This is a genomic window from Roseomonas sp. TF40, from assembly GCF_057219975.1.
In genome coordinates, this window is record NZ_JBXVVR010000002.1 from 73,775 (window position 1) to 91,036 (window position 17,262).

The window sequence follows — 17,262 nt, forward strand, 5'->3', positions numbered from 1 at the left end:
CGCAAAAATCATATTTATCAATACCTTATATCCGATCCCGCGCGCCGCTCAGTCGCGGAACGCGCGCCGCGCCTCATCCGGCGCGACACGTCAGACACCCCTCAATCGGCATTGTCTCAAAAATAGGACTTCTCTCCATTTTAAGGTTGCGTTAGGGTGACGCCATCAAGAGCGAGACCCACGACCCCCCATGTTGATCACGCATCCCCAGGCCGCGCAGACCGGGATGCTCTCCTCCTCCGAGGCGGGCATCAGCCCCGCCGCGCTCGCCGCCCTCCCCCCCAGCCTCGTCGCCGCGCTGCGCGAGCCCACCATCCTGATCGCCGCCGCCGAATGGACCCTGGCGCGCGACCTGATGGCCGTGCCCGTCACCCTGCTGCCGCTCGAGCGCGACCCCGAGGCCGGGCTGGTCGTCCATGCCGATGGCCAGCGCGTGCCCCTGCCCGCCCTGCCGCCCCTCTGCCTCGCCGCCATCGCCTTCACCGAGGACGGCGCGGCCGACCTCGAGGCCGCCATCGCCGGCGCCCCGGGCAGCGACTCCGCCCCGCTCGTCACCCGCATGGAACCGGGCGACGCCATGGCGCTGGCCGTGGCCATCGTCACCGGCTCCACCGCCCTGATGCGCCGTCAGGCCGGGCTGCTGGCGGATTCGCTGCGCAGCCTTGGCCATCTGCGCGTCGCGCATGAGGACCACCAGGCGCGCCTCGCCGCGCTCGAGGCCTATGTCGCCCGCGACAACCGCCAGGATTTCGACTGCGTCTTCGCCGAGCCGCCGGTGGCCGACACCGCGCTGCGCCTGGGCAACGAGGCCAATATCCGCCGCATCACCCAGCTGCTGCCGGTCGCCAGCCGGGGCGTGAGCGCCATCGCCCTGCACCTGGCCGAGACCCCGCTGACCCCCGACGCCGTGCTCGACATCCGCCTGACCTCGCTCGAGGACGGGCAGGAACGCGCCGCCTGGCGCATCGCCGCCCCGCGCCTTGCGCCCGGCTGGCAGGTGCTCGGCCTGGATCGCGCGCTGACCGGCCTGTCGCGCACGCTGAGCCTCTCCGTCGAGGTCTCGGGCGGCACCATCGCGCTCGGCCTTGGCGCCCGCCAGCCGCTGCCGGCCTTCCGCGCCCAGGGCGAGGACGGCACGGCCCCCGCGCCGCGCAGCCTCGCCTTCAAGGTCTGGACCGGCCTGCCCGGCGTGATGCCGCCGCTGACCGAAATCGACCACCTCACCGGCGCCGAGGATCTCGGCCCGGGCTTCGAGCAGGTGAGCCTGCCCTTCGCCAGCATCGAGCTGACCCGCGACGGCGCCACCCTGACCCGCCGCGCCCTGGCCGATGACAGCCTGCCCTGCGACACCGCGCGCCGCGGCATCGCGCTGGGCCGCCTGGCCGGCGCCCTGCCCGCCGGCACGCTGCTGGCCCAGGCCACCGGCCGCGCCAGCGCGCCCGCCGGCAGCATCGCCTTCGCCCTGGCCGCCGCCGACTCGCCCGAGGCCGCGCTGGCCCTGGCCGAGCAGGCCGAGCCCGCCACCGCCTGGTCCGGCTGGGTCGCGATCGACGAGGCCGGTGCGGCGCCGCTGCACCTCTTCCTGCCCGCCGGCGAGACGCCGAGCGACCTCTATGTGCTCACCCGCCGCACCACGCCGGGCGAGGCCGCGCCGGTCAGCGCGCGGCTCTGCGGGCTCGGCGCCACCGTCGCCGCCCCGCGCCTGGCCGGCCCGCGCGCCGTGCCGGCCGAGCTGCCCGCGGAAGCGCCGGCCGAGCTGCTGGTCCCCGCCCGCGACTTCAGCGGCCAGGGCTTCCACGCCCTGGAGGGCGAGGGCGACAACGCCTGGCGCTGGCTCGGCGCCGATGTGAAGCTGCGCCTGCAGGCGGTGCCGCGCGACGCCAAGGTGATCGAGGTGCTGATCGCCGCCACCGCGCCGGGCCTGACCGAGGGCTCCCTGGGCTGCGCCGTGAATGGCGCGCCGAGCGAGGCCTGCTTCCTGGGCTCGCTGGCGGAAGGCCTCGTGGCGCGCATCCCGATCCCCGCCGTGGCGCATCGCCGCGACCGCGTGCTGGTGCTCGACCTCGCCTTCGGCCGCGCCCACAAGCCGGCGGGCGACAGCCGCATGCTTTCCGTCGCCTGCACGGGCCTGCGCCTCTCCGCCTGATTTCCGCGGCGCGGCAATGGGCGCATGATCGCGCGCAGCAATGACCGCCCCGACCCTCGCCTTGATCGTGCCCGTCTTCAAGCATCCCGGCCTGCTGGCCGAGGCGCTGGACTGCGCGCTGGCGCAGCGCGGCGATTTCGAGCACGCCATCGTCATCGTCGATGATGGCTGCCCTTTCGAGGAAACCCGCACCATCGCCGCCAGCTACGCGATGGCGCATCCGCGCATCACCTATCTGCGCAAGACCAATGGCGGGCTGAGCTCGGCGCGGAATTTCGGCATCGACTTCGCGCTGCGCGCCTGGCCGTCGCTGGAGGCGATCTATTTCCTCGACGCGGACAACCGCCTGACGCCCACGGCCATGGCGAATGCGCTGGGCCTGCTGCGCAGTTCCGGCGCGGACTGGATCTACCCCAGCATCGACAAGTTCGGCATCGAGTGGTCGGCCAGCCACCAGGCGCCCTATTCGCGCCTCGCGCACATCACCTTCGAGAACATCTGCGAGGCCGGCAGCCTGGTGCACCGGCGCGTCTTCGACGCGGGCATCCGCTTCGACGAATCCATGCGCCAGGGCTTCGAGGATTGGGAGTTCTGGCTGCAGGCCCTGGCCAAGGGATTCCGCGGCCGCTGCCACCCTTCCTTCGGCCTGGAATACCGCCAGCGGGCGGAGAGCATGCTGCGCGATTCCAACCGCCTGCGCGCCTCCATCCTGACCTACATGCGCACCAAGCACCGCGCGCTGTTCTCCCTGCGCAACCTGCTGGCCTTCGAGCATGAGGAAGCGCCCCGCTTCGCGCTGTTCGACAGCCCCGCGGGCGAGGTCGCCTGGTTCTCCGACCCCGACCGCCCGGCGCGCCGGCTGAGCCTGGAAGACCATCTCGACGCCTATGCGGCCGAGACGCTGGAGCCCGAGATCCAGGGCACGCCGGCCCATGCGCTGTGGCTGCCGCCGGCCGCCGAGCGGGCGCTGCGCGAGGCCGGCGTCTTCGCCAACCTGCTGTGGCATGTGCAGCGGCTATGCACGCGCTTCGATGCCGTGGCGATCCATCTGGTCGCCGACCCGCTCGGCATCGCGCTCGAGCTGGACAGCACCCCGGATGGCCCGCCGATCGGCTGGGCGGCGGGGCAGGATGCGCTGCGCGAGGCCGCGCGCGGCGCCGGCCCGATCGCGGCAGGCGCACGCCTCGGTCATCTCACCATGCGCCTGCCGGCCCCCGAGGGCGCCTTCGACCCGCCTGCGGAAACCCCCCATCCCGACGCCACCCTCGCCCGGCTGCGGCAGGAGGAAGCGCCGGCGCGCCGCCGCTGGATCTGGCGCGAGGCCAGCGCCATGCCGCCGATCCGCCGCTATGGCGACCATCTGGCCGAGGCGATCGGCGCCGACCATGTGATGCCGCGCGCCCGCCAGGGCAGCCAGCGCCATATCGGCTTCGCCGTGCCCGGCGGGCTGGACTCGGGCGTGGGGCGCATCGCCGCCGAAATGGCCGCCGCGCTGCGCGCCGAGGGCCATGCGACGCATCTCTTCGTCATCGAGGACCGCGCGATCACGCTCGACGCCGCGGCGCGCGCGGCCTTCGACAGCATCTCCTTCCTCGCCTCGCCCCTGCCCGCGGCCGCGCCGCATGGCTTCATGGGCGAGAAGATCGCCCTGGCCGGGGACATGGAGGGCGCCGACAAGCCGATGCTCGGCCTGCTCACCGAGCTCGACGTGCTGGTCTGCAGCCACACCCCCGCGCTTTCCGCCGTGCTGGGCGAGCTGCGCAAGCAGGGGATGAAGCTGGTCGCGCATCTGCACGCGCTGGAACGCACGCAGCTCGGCCGCGGCACCGGGCACCCCTATCTCGCGCTGGCCTTCGAGCATGTCTACGACCTGATGCTCGCCGCCACGCCCGAGCTGCGCGACTGGCTGCAGGGCGAGGGCGTGCCGCCCGCGAAGCTCGCCACCTATGCGCCGGGCCTGCCCCCCGCCGCCCCGCCGCCGCCCCGCGCGCCCGGCCCGCTGCGCGCCGCGCTGCAGGCCGGGGCCGCGACCGCCCCGGCGGAACGCGATGCGCTGGCGCGGCTGGTGCTGGCGACGCGCCAGGCCGGGCTGCCGGTCGCCTGGCAGGCGCAGGGCGCGGGCTTCGCGGCGCTCGGGCCCCTGGCCGCGCTCGGCGTGACGCGCACGGGGCCGCCGCCCGACCTGCTGGTGCAGCCGCTGCAGGGGGAGGCCTCGGTGCTGGCGGTGCAGCAGGGCTGGCAGGCGGGGATCGTGCCGGTGCTGCTGCCGGATCACCCGGCGGCGCGCCTGATCCAGCCCGGCGCGGATGGGCTGCTGATTCCCGATGCTTCCGGCCTGCCCGCGCTGCTGCGCGAATTGCTGGCCGATCCGGCGCGCCGCGCGCGGCTGGCCGCCGGGGCCCAGGCGCGCGCGGCGACGCTGCCCGACCCGGCCACGGCGCTCGCCCCCTTCGCCGCGCAGCTGGCGCGCTGGTTCGAAAAATAGCCCGCCCCGCTGGTCGCCGCGCCGAGGCGGCGACATGCTGGCGCCCATGACGCATGATCTCTCCGCACGGCTCGACCGGCTGCTCGCCAGCCTGCCCCGGCGCTACCCCGGCCCCGGCGGCGCCATCGCCATCCTGCGCGAGGGCGCGGTGCTGGCGCGCCATGCCTGGGGCTACGCCAATGCCGAGCGGCGCATCCCCTTCACGCCGCAGACGCTGTTCCGGATGTGCTCCATCACCAAGCAGTTCACCTGCGCCCTGGTGCTGGCGGATGGCGCGGCGCCCGAGGCGCTGGATGCGGCGGTGCGCGCGCAGATGCCCCTGCTCGGCCCGGCCACGCCTACGGCGCGGCTGCTCTGCCACAACCAGTCGGGGCTGCGCGACTATTGGGCCGTGGCGATGCTGCTCGGCGCGCCGGTCGAGGGCGATTTCGGTGATGCCGAATCCGCGCGGCTGCTCGGCACCACCGCCGCGCTGCATTTCGCGCCGGGCACGCGCTATTCATATTGCAACCAGAACTTCCGCCTGCTCTCCAACGCGCTGGAGATGACCCGCGGCGAAAGCTTCGCCACGCTGCTGCGCAGGCGCATCTTCGAACGCACCGGCATGGGCGGCGCGCTGCTCGCCGCCGATACGCGCGCCTTGCCCGACGGGACGGAGGGTTATGAGGGCACGCAGGCCAACGGCTTCCGCGCCGCCACCAACCGCATCCTCTGGACCGGCGATGCCGGGCTCGCCGCCAGCCTCGACGACATGATCGCCTGGGAGCGGCATATCGACGCGACGCGCGAGGACCCCGACGCGCTGCACAGCCGCCTCGCCGTGCCCGTGAGCTTCGCCGATGGCGCGCCCGCGCCCTATGGCTTCGGCCTCGGTCGCGCCACGGAATTCGGCCGGCAGATCCTCGGCCATGGCGGCGCGCTGCGCGGCTGGCGCAGCCACCGCTTCTACGTGCCGGCGGAGCGGCTCTCGGTGGTGGTGCTGTTCAACCACCTCTCCGACGCCCAGGCCGCCGCACTCGATGCGCTGGCGGCGGTGCTGGGGGAGGAGCGCCCGCCAGCCACGGCGGCATTGCCCGACCCGCCTTGGCTCGGCGCCTATCGCGAGCCCGAGACCGGCCTCGCCGTGCGGGTGGAGGCGCAGCCCGGCGCGGTGCTGCTGCGCTACGGCACGGGGCCGGAACGGCTGGCGTTGCAGGCGGATGGCAGCGCCACGAATGGGCGCACGCGGCTGCGCCCCGCCGCCGACGGGCTCTGGCTGGATCGCCCGCAGGAGAACCAGTCGAGCCGCCTCATCCCCTGCCGGGGCGAGGTACCGCAGGATATCGAGGGTCGTTTCGTCTGCGACGAGCTGGGCGCGAGCCTGGACATCGCCCTGGCCGGCGGCGTGGCCTATGGCGCCTTCGGCGGCTGGCTCGGCCAGGGGCGGATGGAAGTGCTGGAGCCGATCGGCCCGGACCTCTGGGCCCTGCCCTGCCCACGCGCGCTCGACCATGCGCCGCCGGGCGACTGGACGCTCGCCTTCCGGCGCGATGCGGCGGGCAAGGTCGTGGGGGTGCAGCTTGGCTGCTGGCTGGCGCGGCGGCTGGACTACCGCCGGGTCGGGTAGAGCACTATCCGTCCAGTTGGACGGATTTCGTGCTCTACGGAATGTTGCCCAGAATGGCGCGCAGATCCGCCGCCGTATCGACATCGCGCAGCGGCCGCAGCAGCGCGACGGGCCGGCGGCCGAAATTGGCCAGCGTATCGGCAAGTGTGTGCGCGGTGGACCAGCGCACGCGCGCGAAGGGCTGCGTCACGCGGCGTGGGCCGAAGCCGACCAGCCAATAGCCGCCATCCAGCGCCGGGCCTAACACCGTGCCGACGCGCCCCAGCGCGCGGAAGGCGGCGGCGATGTCGCCCCGCGTGATGCCGGGGATGTCGCTGCCGATCAGCACCACGCGCCGATGCGGGCGCATGGCGCGGGCCATGCGCTGGCCGAGATCGCCGCGCCCCTGGTCGCGCACCGGCACGCGCCGCGGCCAGCGGGCGCGCGCGCGATCCGGCGTGCGCACCAGCACCGTGCGCCAGCGCCGGTCGCGCGCCACCTCCCGCAGCAGCGCGGCGAGTTGCCCGGTGTAGAAGCGCAGCGCCCCGCGCGCGCCGATCCCCTTCGCCAGGCGCCGCTTCAGCGTGCCGAGCCGCGGCGCGCGGACGAAGATGAGAAGGGTATCGCGTTGCCTCACGCCCGCCCCCGATACAGCCGCTGCACCCGTTCCGGCGACGCCCCGGCGAACCACAGCGTGAGGCACAGGAGGTTGCGCGCGGAACGGCGCAGATAGCCCTCGGCCTGCCAGCGGGCCGCACTCGTCACCGCCGGCACGTCCAGCGCGCGCAGCCGGCGCCGCCCGAGACGGCGCACGAGGTCCACATCCTCCATCAGCGGCAGCGCGCGCATCCCGCCGACCTCAGCCAGCAGCGCGCGATGGATCAGCAGCCCCTGGTCGCCATAGGGCAGGCCGAGCCAGCGGCAGCGCCACGCCACGGCGCGCTCGAGCCGCCGCGCCGCCGGCGCCACATCATCCAGCGCGAAGCGGAAATGCGCGGCCCGCGCCGGGTCGCGCATCGCCGCCGCCACCGCCGCCGGCCAGCCCTCCGCGAGCCGCGTATCGGCATGGAGCAGCAGCAGCCAGGGCCCCGCCGCCGCCGCGATCCCGGCGGCGATCTGCCCGCCCCGGCCGCGCGGCGCCGCGACCACGCGCGCCCCGGCCGCGCGCGCCAGCGCCACCGTGGCATCCGTGCTGCCGCCATCGACCAGGATGATCTCGGCCGGCGTGCCGCCCAGCGCCGCCAGCGTGCCCGGCAGGCCCGAAGCCGCGTTCAGCGCCGGGATCACGACGCTCAGCCCCTCGATTCGCGCACCCTGCGGCGTGTTCATGCGCGGCGCTATAGCCGATGGGACCGAGGGGGCGGTAGAATCGGCCATGCTCGATATCCCCGAAGCCCCCGCCGGCCTCGCCGCGCTCGAGGCCCGCCTGCGCCAGGACCTCGCCTGGCTGGAACTCCCCGCCCGCAACTGGGTCCCGCCACGCCACCAGGGCGGCGCGGAGGTGACCGATGTGGCGATCATCGGCGGCGGGCTCTGCGGGCTGGTCGCCGCGGCCGCGCTCAAGCTGCTCGGGATCCGGCGCATCCGCGTGCTGGACCGCGCGCCGGCCGGGCAGGAAGGCCCCTGGCTGACCTATGCGCGGATGGAGACGCTGCGCTCGCCCAAGACCCTCGCCGGCCCCGCGCTCGGCCTGCCCGCGCTGACCTTCCGCGCCTGGTTCGAGGCGCAGCACGGCACGGCGGCCTTCGCCGCGCTCGGCAAGATCCCGCGCGTGATGTGGATGGACTACCTGGTGTGGTTCCGCCGCGTCATGGGCATCAGGGTGGAGAACGGCGTCGAGGTGACGCGCATCACCCCGGCAACGGCGGATCTCTTCACGCTGGAGACGAGCGCCGGTGCCTTCAGCGCGCGCCATGTCGTGCTCGCCACCGGGCGGGACGGGCTGGGCGGGGCCTATCTGCCGCCGATCGCGCAGGCGCTGCCGCCCGGCCTGCGCGCCCATTCGCGCGACGCCATCGACTTCGCCGCCCTCGCCGGCAAGCGCGTGGGCGTGATCGGCGCTGGCGCCTCGGCCATGGACAATGCCGGCGCGGCGCTGGAGGCGGGCTGCGCGCGGCTCGACCTCTTCGTGCGGCGCGCCGCGCTGCCGCGCGTGAACAAGTTCACCGGCATCGGCAGTCCCGGCGTGGTGCATGGCTTCGCCGGCCTGCCGGATGCGTGGAAGTGGCGCTTCCTCGACCTCGTTTTCTCGAGCCAGACGCCGCCGCCGCGCGAGAGCACGCTGCGCGTCTCCCGCCACGCCCACGCGCATCTGCATCTCAGCAGCCCGATCCTGGATCTGGCGGCGCAGGACGGCGTGATTCACCTCACCACGCCGACGGGTCGTTTCGAGCTCGATTTCCTGATCTTCGCCACGGGCTTTCGCGTCGATCTCGCGCAGCGGCCCGAATTGGCGGATGTCGCGCCGCATATCCGCTTCTGGGCGGATCGCTACCCCGAACCACCCGGCGCGCCGAATGAGGAACTCGCCACCTCGCCCGACCTCGCGCCCGATTTCGCCTTCCAGGAGAAGGTGCCCGGCGCCTGCCCGTCCCTGGCCCGGCTGCATTGCTTCAATTATCCGGCGACGCTGAGCCACGGGAAGCTCTCGGGCGACATTCCCGCGGTCAGTACCGGCGCGGAACGGCTGACCCAGGGCATCGCGCGCGCGCTGTTCGTGGCGGATCGCGAAGCGCATTTCGCCGCGCTCGAGGCCTTCGAAACCCCCGAGCTGCTCGGCGACGAATGGCCGGATCGCGCATGATGACATCGGAGAATGCCATGGCCGAGGATCTCATCGACCATCTGCTCGGCCTCACGCCCGCGCATCCGCTGCACGCGCTGCGCGCCCGGCGGCCGGAAGCGCGCCAGCACGCCGAGGGGGCGTGGCGCGAATTGGTGCTGCCCGCCGATCCCGGCACGCTGAGTCTGGCGGAGCGCGCTGCCCTCGCCGCGCGCGTCGCGGCGCGCGAGGGCGAGGCCGCGCTCGCCGCGCATTACGCCGCGCTGCTGGCCGCGGCCGGCGGCGTCGCGCCGGGGCCGCGGCTCGACGCGCTGCTGCGCTACGCGGATCTCGTCGCCGCCACGCCGGAAGCGACGCGCCGCGCGGATATCGAGGGCATGGCCGCGCTCGGCCTGAGCGCGCGGGAGATCGTGGCGGCGACGCAGCTCATCGCCTTCGTGCCCTACCAGGTGCGCGTGCTGGCCGGGCTGCGCGCCATGATGCAGGAGAGCGCCCGATGACCCGCTTCACCCTCAAGCCCGTCGGCTGGCGCCCGCGGCTCGACCCCGTGCAGGCCGAGACGGCGACACCCGCGCAGCTTGCCGCGCTGGAGGCCTGCCCGCCGGCGCAGCGGCGCTCCACCTATTTCCTCACCCTCGCGCATGACCCCGGCTCGCTGGGTGAGCGTGGCGCGCTGTTCAACATCGTGATGTATGCCGAGGGCGGGCTGCCGCGCGCGGATCGCGAATTGGCCACCGCGGTCGTTTCGATGGTGAATGGCTGCGTCTATTGCACGCAGGTGCACGCGAAGCGCTTCGTCGAGCTGACCGGCGATGAGGGCGCGATGCAGCGCATCCTCGACGAGGGCTGGCAGGAAGAAGCCAACGCACGCCGCCACGCCATCGCGGCCTTCACCGAGGCGCTGACGCGCGACCCCGGTGCGACGACGCCCGCGCATCTGGCGCCGCTGCGCGCGGTGGGCCTCGATGATCTGGAGATCCTCGACCTGATCCACAGCGTCGCGATGTTCGCCAATGCCAACCGGCTGATGCTCACCCTCGGCGACCCGCTGCTGCCGCGCGAACTGCGCGGCTGAAGCGCGGCTTCAGCCCGCCGCGGCGAGGGCAAGGGCAAGTTCGCCAGCCTTGGCCCGCAGCGGGGCGCGCACCGCCGCGGCGAAAGCCTCGGCGGAGAGGCGCATGGCGGGCGCGGCGACGCTGAGCGCCGCGATGGCATGGCGGCTCGAATCCAGCACCGGCGCGGCGAGCACGCGCAAGCCGTTGACGCTCGCCCAGTCGGTCAGCGCGGTGCCGTCACGCCGCACCTCCGCCAGACGCGCCCGCAGCGCATCCGGCGAGCCGGGCATGCCAGGCCCGGCTCGCTCGAAGCGGCTCGCCTGCAGCACCTTCTCAAGCTCGGGTTCCGGGAGGAAGGCGAGCAGCGCATGACCGATGGCGGAGGATGCGGCGGGAATTCGTGACCCGACGCGGATATCCACGCCCATGCGGACCAGCCCGGCCTGCGCGCGCTCGACATAGACGATGTCCGCGCCGTCCAGCACGCCGAGGCTCGCGGCCTCATTCACCTCTCCGACAAGGCTGCGCAGCACCGGGCGCGCAAGGTCGCGCAGCCCCGTGCGGGCGATGGCATTGAAGCCCAGTTCGAGCGGCTTGAGCGTCAGGCGGAAGCGCCGCGTGCCCGGAACCTTTGCGACATAGCCGAGCGCGACCAGGGTGTTCAGCATCCGGAAGGCGGTGCCGTCATCCAGCCCGGCGCGCCGGGCGATCTCGCTTTGCAGCAGTTCCGGCTGCTCGGCGGTGAAGCCTTCCAGCACGCGAAAGCCCTTGGCGAGCGAATGGACGAGGTTCTTGTCCCTGTGGCCAGGGGCCTGGTCCTGGTTCGCGTCCGGGGGCGGCCTGGTCATGCGCAGAACCCTTCGCAAAGCGCGTTGACAGGGGTGAGGGCGGATCGGTAGGAAGCGCTCGACACTTGCGAAGTATTCTTCGCATTCCGAAGTTTGTCAAGAAGAACCGGAGGAAGCGCCCCCCATGCCCCTCGACAATGAGAAGAACGGCGCGCAGCCGCGCGACGCGAAAACCCGCGCGCGGCTGCGCATCGCGGTCGATATCGGCGGCACCTTCACCGACCTCGCCGCCTTCGACGAAGCCGCAGGCGAGCTGCGCTTCGGCAAGGCGCTGACGACGCATGGCAGGCTGGTGGACGGCATCCAGGACACGGTGGACATCGCCGGCGCCGCCTTCGCCGATGCCCATCTCTTCCTCCATGGCTCGACCATCGCCATCAACACGCTGCTGGAACGCACCGGTGCGAAGACCGTGCTGCTGGTGACCGAGGGGTTCCGCGACATCTACGAGATCGGCCGCGTCAACCGCCCCGACGCCTACAACCTGTTCTTCCGCAAGCACGTGCCGCTGGTCGATCGCTCCTCGCGCTTCGAGGTGCATGAGCGCCTGCTGGCCAGCGGCGCCGTGCACAAGCCGCTCGACGAGGACCATCTGCGCGCCGTGCTGCGCGCGCTCGATCCGGGCCAGGTGCAGGCGGTGGCGATCCTGCTGCTGCATTCCTATCGCAACCCCGCGCATGAGGTGCGGGTGAAGCAGATCGTGCAGGAGGAACTGCCCGGCGCCTTCGTCACGGCCTCCCACGAATTGTCGCAGGAATACCGCGAGTTCGAGCGCGTCTCGACCGTCGCGGCCAATGCCTATGTCGGCCCGCGCGTCGCGACCTATCTCGGCGAGTTGTCGGAGCATCTCGCGCGCCATGATTTCGCCGGCGCCTTCTACGTGGTGCAATCCACCGGCGGCCTGTTTCCCGTGGAGCATGCGCGGCGCGACTGCGTGCGCATGCTGGAAAGCGGGCCGGCCGCCGGCGTGATCGGCACCCAGGCGATCTGCGAGGGGCTCGGCCTCAAGGACGCCATCGCCTTCGACATGGGCGGCACCACGGCGAAAGCCGGCGTGATCTACCAGGGCAAGCCGCTGACGACCGGCTCGGCGCTGATCGGCGGCTACGACCAGGCGCTGCCGATCCAGATCCCGATGACCGACATCTTCGAAGTGGGCACCGGCGGCGGCTCCATCGCGCGGCTCGAGCAGGGCAATGCGCTGCGCGTCGGGCCGCAGAGCGCGGGCTCCATGCCGGGGCCGGTCTGCTACGGCCGCGGCGGCACGGAGCCGACGGTGACGGATGCGAACCTGCTGCTCGGCCGGCTCGATCCCGAGCATTTCCTCGGCGGCACCATGGCGCTCGACCTCGCGGGCGCCGAGCGCGCGATGCGCGAGCGGATCGCCGCACCTTTGGGCATGGAGGTGCTCGCCGCCGCCGACGGAATCCTGCGCATCGCGGTGACCACCATGTCGCATGCCGTGAAGGCGGTGACGACGGAACGCGGCCTCGATGTCGGCGGCTTCACCATGGCGGTCTATGGCGGTGCGGGGCCGCTGCATGCCTCGGCCATCGCGCGGGAGATCGGCATCCGTCGCGTTATGATCCCTTATGCGCCCGGCTATTTCTCTGCCTATGGCATGCTGTTCTCCGATCTGCGCTACGACTATGTGCGCTCCTGCTTCCGCCGCCTCGCCACCGCCGACTTCGCGGAGATCGAGGGGCTCTACGCCGGCATGGAGGCAGAGGGTCGCGGCGCGATCGAAGGCTCCGCCGTGCGGCCCGAGCGCATCGAGATCGAGCGCGCCGCCGACATGCGCTATGTCGGGCAGGAACACGCGGTCACAGTCGAACTGCCGCGCGAGATCTTCGAAGCCGCCGACCGCGAGGCGATCAAGCGCCACTTCGACGCGCAGCACCTGCTGCGCTACGGCACCAATGCCCCGAACGAGCCGGCGGAACTCGTCTCGCTGCGCGTCACCGTCTCCGGCGTCATGCGCAAGCCGCCACGGCACAGCGTGCCGGCCGGCGGTGCGGAACCCGATGCCGGCGCGCTGGTGCGCCGGAAGCAGGCCTATTTCGGCGGGCTGATGGACACGCCCGTCTATGCGCGCGACCGGCTGAAGGCGGGCAACCGCATCGCCGGTCCGGCGCTGATCGAGGAACACGCCTCCACCACCGTGCTGCAGCCCGGCGACACGCTGGAGGTCGATGCCGCCGGCAACCTTCTGATCGCCATCGGGAGCGACGCGCGATGAACGACAGCCTCTCCGCCACCGCCACCCGGGTCGATCCCGTCACGGTCGAGATCGTCCGCCGCGGCCTCATCGCCGTGACGGAGGAGATGAAGACCAACCTGATGCGCACGGCCTACAACCTCATCATCTATGAGGCGCTGGACTTCACCGTGGGCCTGTTCACGAAGGAGGGCGAGACGGTCTCCATCGGCCTCGGCCTGCCCATGTTCATCCGCGGCATGTCGGAGACGGTGAAGGCGAAGATCCGCCATTTCGGCTACGACAACATCCATGAGGGCGACATCCTCGTCACCAACGACGCCTACACCACGGGCTCGCACCTCAACCACTTCACCTTCACCATGCCGATTTTCCACGCGGGCGTGCTGATCGGCTTCACCTGCTGCATGGCGCATTGGCTCGATGTCGGCGGTACGCTCGGCACGGTGACCACGGACATCTATTCCGAGGGCATCCAGATCCCGATCGTGAAGTACCGCAAGCGCGGCGAGGTGAACCAGGATCTGGTGGACATCATCGCGATGAATGTCCGCCTCGCCGACAAGGCCATGGGTGACCTGCGCGCGCAGATCGTCGCCGTGACGACGGGCGAGCGCCGCTACCTTGAACTCGTCACCCGCTATGGCTGGCCGGCGGTGCGCGATTCCATCGCCGTCATCATGGACCAGTCCGAGGCGCTGGCCCGCGCCAACACCCTCAGCATCCCCGATGGCGTCTATGAGGCCGAGAGCTTCATGGACGATGACGGGCTCGAGATCGGGGAGCCCGTGCCGATCCGCGTGCGCGTCGAGAAGCGCGGCGAGGAGGTGACGATCGACCTCTCCGAGGTCGCGAAGCAGGTGCGCGGCTTCTACAATTCGGGCGTCACCACCGGCATCGCCTGCGCGCAGGTCGCGTTCAAGTGCCTCGCCTCACCCACCGACTACCCGGTGAATGAGGGCAGCTTCCGCAATCTCAAGGTCATCATGCCGATGGGCACGGTGGTCAGCGCCGAGCGCCCGGCGCCGATGCGCGTGTGGATGACCTATCCGATGACGGTGATCGACACGATCTTCAAGGCGATGGCGAAGGCCATCCCGGGTCGTGTCGCGGCCGGCCACCATGCCGACCTGGTCTTCCCCAACATCCACGGCATCAACCCGATGGATGGGAAATTCTACATCGTCGGTATCGGTCCGCTGGGCGGCGGCTGGGGCGCCAAGGCGACGGAAGACGGCATGTCCGCCACCGTCTGCATCAATGACGGCGACACCCACAACAGCCCGACCGAGCAGCTGGAGGCGAAGTATCCCGTGCTGGTCGAGCGCTACGCGCTGCGCGAGGACAGTGGCGGCGCTGGGCGCTTCCGCGGCGGGCTGGGCTGCGAGCAGGTGGTGCAGGCGCTTGCTCCCTTCCAGCTCACCACGCGCATCGATCGCGTGCATTGCAAGCCCTGGGGCCTGGAGGGCGGGCAGGATGCCGCGGGCAACGGCATCGGCCTGCGCCGCGGCGGCGAGTGGCAGACCGAATTCCCGAACGCCAAGGTGTTCAACGTGCGACTCAAGGCAGGCGATGCCTACATGATGCGCTCGGGCGGCGGCGGCGGCTTCGGCCTGCCCGTGGAACGCGACCCCGCCCGCGTCGCCCGCGACGTGCGCGAGGGCTATGTCTCGCGCGCCGTCGCGCTCTCCGCCTACCGCGTGGTGCTCGATGCCAGCGGCGCGGTGGATGAGGCCGCCACGCGTCGCCTGCGCGCGCAGAGCGACATCGCCGCGCCCCAGCTTCCCGGCAAGGCCGATGAGTCCGGCCCGCAGCTCGAAGTCAGCCCGGGCTGAGCCGCCATGACGCAGCCGGAGATGGCGAGCGTGACGGAGCGCGTGGCGCGGCTCGCCGCGTTGTGGCGCGCCGTCTCCTCCCGCCCGCTGCATCCGGCGGGCTGCACCTGCATGGGGCATTTCCTGATCCCGGCGATGAATGCGCGGGACATGGAGGCCGACATCCTCGACTACATGCGCGGCCGCTACGCCACCGAGGGCCTTGCCCCCCTGGTCGCGCTGCTCGATGCGCGCGAGGCGGAGCGCGAGGCCGGGGACATTCCCGCGCGCCCCTTCCGCGCCTGGCTCGCGCATCTGCCGGGTGCCGGGGTTGAGCCCGCCGCGCTGGATCGTTTCCTCACCGACCTGACCGCGACGCTCGATTCCTTCGAGCCCGCCGGCCCCCCGCCCAATCGCCTGATCTGCACCTGACCCCGAACCGGCAAGGATCTCCGCATGCGCTTCGTCTCCTTCCTCCATGATGGCCGCCCGGCCTGCGGGCTGGTGCAGGGGGAGCACATCCTGATCGCCCCGGCCTCCATCCATGCCGACCTCAAGGCGGCGATCGCGGCCGATGCGCTGGCGGAACTGGCCCATGCCTGCGTGGCCGCCGGCAGGCGTGTCGCCTTCGCCGAGGTCACGCTGCTGCCGGTGATCCCGAACCCGGGCAAGATCCTCTGCGTCGGGCTGAACTATGAGATGCATCGCCGCGAGACCGGCCGCGACGTCGTCGAGAACCCCACCATCTTCACGCGCTTCGCCGACAGCCAGGCGGCGCATGGGCAGGATCTGCTGCGGCCCCGTGTCTCGACCGATTTCGACTATGAGGGCGAGCTGGCCGTGGTGATCGGCAAGGGCGGGCGCTACATCGCGCCCGAGGCGGCGATGGGCCATGTGGCCGGCTATGCCTGCTACAATGACGGCTCGGTGCGCGACTGGCAGCGCCACACCATCCAGTTCACGCCCGGCAAGAACTTTCCGCAGACGGGCGGCTTCGGCCCCTGGCTCGTCACGCCCGAGGAGATCCCCGACCTCGAGGCCCTGCGCCTCGCCACGCGCGTCAACGGCGTGACGGTGCAGGAGGCGACGCTGGACCACATGATCTTCGATGTGCCGCGGATCATCGCCTATTGCTCGTCCTTCACGCCGCTCTCGCCGGGCGATGTGATCGCCACCGGCACGCCGGGCGGCGTGGGGGCGAAGCGCCAGCCGCCGCTCTGGCTCAAGCCGGGCGACACGGTGGAGGTCGAGATCACGGGCATCGGCGTGCTGCGCAACGGGATCGCCGACGAGGCCGCCTGAATCCCGGACCGGAACCGCAACAAGAAACAGACGGAGGAAAGCATGATTCGACGCAGGAGCATGGTCGGCGGCCTCGCCGCCATCGGGGCGGGCGGGCTGGCCGCGAGGCCGGTGGCCGCGCAGGGTGCCGCCTATCCCGCACGCCCGATCCGCATGATCGTCCCCTTCGCGCCGGGCGGCGGCGTGGATGCGGTGGGAAGGGCGGTCGCGCAGCGCCTGACGGAACGCATGGGCGTGCCGGTGGTGATCGAGAACCGCTCGGGTGCCAGCGGCACGGTGGGCGGGCAGGTGGTGCAGGGCGCGGCGGCGGATGGCTACACGCTGCTCTTCTCGGCCTCGACGCATGTCATGGCGCGCCAGGTGCTGCGCCGCGCGCCCTATGATCCGGTGGTCGATTTCACGCCCGTCGCGCAGATCGGCGCGGCACCCATGCTGCTCGTGCTCTCGCCGAACCGGCCGCAATCGAGCATCACCGAGATCGTGGCGGATGCGCGCCGCAACCCCGAGCGCTGGAGCTTCGGCGCCTCGGCGCTCGGCTCGGCGGGCCATCTCGCGACGATCCTGTTCCTGAAGCTCGCGGGGCTGGATCTGGTGGTGGCGCCCTATCGCGGCACGGCGCCGGCGCTGACGGATGTGGCTGCCGGCAATGTGCAGATGATGATCGACCCGGTGCTGGCGCTGCTGCCGCTGGTGCAGAGCGGCGGCGTGAAGGGGGTGGCCATCACCTCCACGGCGCGCAGTGCGCTCGCACCCAACGTGCCGACCACGGCCGAGGCCGGGATGCCGGGCTTGGTCTTCGCCTCCTGGTACGGCGTGTGGGGGCCGAAGGACATGCCGGCGCCGGTCATTGCCACCCTGGAGGGGCATCTGGGCGAGCTCATGCGCGAACCCGCCATGGTGCAGCGCTTCACCGCGCTGGGGCTGGAACCGGTGTATGCGCAAGGCGATGCGTTCCGCAGCTTCATCGCGGCGGACCTGGCGCGGAACAGCGAATTGCTGCGCAGCGCGAACTTCCAGCCGGAATAGC

At 72.1% G+C, this 17,262-nt stretch carries 14 protein-coding genes; 11 read left to right on the top strand and 3 right to left on the bottom strand.

Annotation, left to right across the window (positions count from 1 at the left end):
- The first annotated feature begins 190 nt into the window (after positions 1 to 190).
- From AC2D9U_RS06440 to AC2D9U_RS06450, 3 genes are read left to right on the top strand one after another with little or no spacing between them, the layout of a single operon-like run.
- Positions 191 to 2,146 carry a DUF6212 domain-containing protein gene (locus AC2D9U_RS06440; RefSeq protein ID WP_484747459.1) on the top strand — a complete coding sequence of 652 codons (1,956 nt, stop codon included), beginning with the start codon at positions 191 to 193 and terminating at the stop codon, positions 2,144 to 2,146.
- A gap of 40 nt (positions 2,147 to 2,186) precedes the next feature.
- Entirely contained in the window at positions 2,187 to 4,631 is a 2,445-nt protein-coding gene (locus AC2D9U_RS06445) for a glycosyltransferase (RefSeq protein ID WP_484747461.1), read from the top strand.
- 46 nt (positions 4,632 to 4,677) lie between these two features.
- Entirely contained in the window at positions 4,678 to 6,237 is a 1,560-nt protein-coding gene (locus tag AC2D9U_RS06450) for a D-aminopeptidase (protein ID WP_484747462.1), read from the top strand.
- A 34-nt stretch (positions 6,238 to 6,271) separates the two neighbouring features.
- Here the strand turns inward: AC2D9U_RS06450 and AC2D9U_RS06455 are convergent, their stop codons facing one another.
- Together AC2D9U_RS06455 and AC2D9U_RS06460 are read right to left on the bottom strand one after the other, a co-directional pair.
- The gene (locus AC2D9U_RS06455) at positions 6,272 to 6,853 is read right to left on the bottom strand and encodes a TIGR04282 family arsenosugar biosynthesis glycosyltransferase (protein ID WP_484747464.1); all 582 of its coding nucleotides are present in this window, start codon (positions 6,851 to 6,853) and stop codon (positions 6,272 to 6,274) included.
- Positions 6,850 to 7,545, bottom strand: coding sequence for a TIGR04283 family arsenosugar biosynthesis glycosyltransferase (locus tag AC2D9U_RS06460; RefSeq protein WP_484747466.1), 696 nt, complete (start codon positions 7,543 to 7,545; stop codon positions 6,850 to 6,852). The genes AC2D9U_RS06455 and AC2D9U_RS06460 overlap by 4 nt, the downstream gene beginning before the upstream one ends.
- Before the next feature lie 46 nt (positions 7,546 to 7,591).
- Between AC2D9U_RS06460 and AC2D9U_RS06465 the strand changes: the two genes are divergently transcribed.
- The 3 genes from AC2D9U_RS06465 to AC2D9U_RS06475 are packed head-to-tail and all read left to right on the top strand — an operon-like array spanning position 7,592 to position 10,073.
- On the top strand, positions 7,592 to 9,019 hold the full coding sequence (locus AC2D9U_RS06465) for an NAD(P)-binding domain-containing protein (protein WP_484747468.1): 1,428 nt from the start codon (positions 7,592 to 7,594) through the stop codon (positions 9,017 to 9,019).
- A 17-nt stretch (positions 9,020 to 9,036) separates the two neighbouring features.
- Positions 9,037 to 9,498 carry a hypothetical protein gene (locus AC2D9U_RS06470; protein WP_484747470.1) on the top strand — a complete coding sequence of 154 codons (462 nt, stop codon included), beginning with the start codon at positions 9,037 to 9,039 and terminating at the stop codon, positions 9,496 to 9,498.
- Positions 9,495 to 10,073, top strand: coding sequence for a peroxidase-related enzyme (locus tag AC2D9U_RS06475; protein WP_484747471.1), 579 nt, complete (start codon positions 9,495 to 9,497; stop codon positions 10,071 to 10,073). The genes AC2D9U_RS06470 and AC2D9U_RS06475 overlap by 4 nt, the downstream gene beginning before the upstream one ends.
- Before the next feature lie 9 nt (positions 10,074 to 10,082).
- Here the strand turns inward: AC2D9U_RS06475 and AC2D9U_RS06480 are convergent, their stop codons facing one another.
- Entirely contained in the window at positions 10,083 to 10,901 is an 819-nt protein-coding gene (locus AC2D9U_RS06480; RefSeq protein ID WP_484747472.1) for an IclR family transcriptional regulator, read from the bottom strand.
- A gap of 124 nt (positions 10,902 to 11,025) precedes the next feature.
- On the opposite strand from AC2D9U_RS06480, the gene AC2D9U_RS06485 reads away from it, so the two are divergent.
- From AC2D9U_RS06485 to AC2D9U_RS06505, 5 genes are read left to right on the top strand one after another with little or no spacing between them, the layout of a single operon-like run.
- Complete coding sequence (locus tag AC2D9U_RS06485; protein ID WP_484747474.1) at positions 11,026 to 13,140, top strand: hydantoinase/oxoprolinase family protein; 2,115 nt, start codon at positions 11,026 to 11,028, stop codon at positions 13,138 to 13,140.
- The gene (locus tag AC2D9U_RS06490) at positions 13,137 to 14,954 is read left to right on the top strand and encodes a hydantoinase B/oxoprolinase family protein (protein WP_484747475.1); all 1,818 of its coding nucleotides are present in this window, start codon (positions 13,137 to 13,139) and stop codon (positions 14,952 to 14,954) included. Before AC2D9U_RS06485 ends, AC2D9U_RS06490 begins: the two co-directional genes overlap by 4 nt.
- A gap of 6 nt (positions 14,955 to 14,960) precedes the next feature.
- Entirely contained in the window at positions 14,961 to 15,365 is a 405-nt protein-coding gene (locus AC2D9U_RS06495) for a hypothetical protein (protein ID WP_484747477.1), read from the top strand.
- A gap of 24 nt (positions 15,366 to 15,389) precedes the next feature.
- Positions 15,390 to 16,235 carry a fumarylacetoacetate hydrolase family protein gene (locus tag AC2D9U_RS06500; RefSeq protein WP_484747479.1) on the top strand — a complete coding sequence of 282 codons (846 nt, stop codon included), beginning with the start codon at positions 15,390 to 15,392 and terminating at the stop codon, positions 16,233 to 16,235.
- 42 nt (positions 16,236 to 16,277) lie between these two features.
- Positions 16,278 to 17,261 carry a Bug family tripartite tricarboxylate transporter substrate binding protein gene (locus AC2D9U_RS06505; protein ID WP_484747481.1) on the top strand — a complete coding sequence of 328 codons (984 nt, stop codon included), beginning with the start codon at positions 16,278 to 16,280 and terminating at the stop codon, positions 17,259 to 17,261.
- The last annotated feature ends 1 nt before the right edge of the window (position 17,262 follow it).

Bases quoted from the DNA above. Each gene is read 5' to 3' on its own strand.
- AC2D9U_RS06465 (WP_484747468.1), top strand. From the start codon at position 7,592: ATGCTCGATATCCCCGAAGCCCCCGCCGGCCTCGCCGCGCTCGAGGCC.
- AC2D9U_RS06450 (WP_484747462.1), top strand. From the start codon at position 4,678: ATGACGCATGATCTCTCCGCACGGCTCGACCGGCTGCTCGCCAGCCTG.
- AC2D9U_RS06475 (WP_484747471.1), top strand. From the start codon at position 9,495: ATGACCCGCTTCACCCTCAAGCCCGTCGGCTGGCGCCCGCGGCTCGAC.
- AC2D9U_RS06495 (WP_484747477.1), top strand. From the start codon at position 14,961: ATGACGCAGCCGGAGATGGCGAGCGTGACGGAGCGCGTGGCGCGGCTC.
- AC2D9U_RS06485 (WP_484747474.1), top strand. From the start codon at position 11,026: ATGCCCCTCGACAATGAGAAGAACGGCGCGCAGCCGCGCGACGCGAAA.
- AC2D9U_RS06460 (WP_484747466.1), bottom strand. From the start codon at position 7,545: ATGAACACGCCGCAGGGTGCGCGAATCGAGGGGCTGAGCGTCGTGATC.
- AC2D9U_RS06445 (WP_484747461.1), top strand. From the start codon at position 2,187: ATGACCGCCCCGACCCTCGCCTTGATCGTGCCCGTCTTCAAGCATCCC.
- AC2D9U_RS06480 (WP_484747472.1), bottom strand. From the start codon at position 10,901: ATGACCAGGCCGCCCCCGGACGCGAACCAGGACCAGGCCCCTGGCCAC.
- AC2D9U_RS06440 (WP_484747459.1), top strand. From the start codon at position 191: ATGTTGATCACGCATCCCCAGGCCGCGCAGACCGGGATGCTCTCCTCC.
- AC2D9U_RS06505 (WP_484747481.1), top strand. From the start codon at position 16,278: ATGATTCGACGCAGGAGCATGGTCGGCGGCCTCGCCGCCATCGGGGCG.
- AC2D9U_RS06500 (WP_484747479.1), top strand. From the start codon at position 15,390: ATGCGCTTCGTCTCCTTCCTCCATGATGGCCGCCCGGCCTGCGGGCTG.
- AC2D9U_RS06490 (WP_484747475.1), top strand. From the start codon at position 13,137: ATGAACGACAGCCTCTCCGCCACCGCCACCCGGGTCGATCCCGTCACG.
- AC2D9U_RS06470 (WP_484747470.1), top strand. From the start codon at position 9,037: ATGGCCGAGGATCTCATCGACCATCTGCTCGGCCTCACGCCCGCGCAT.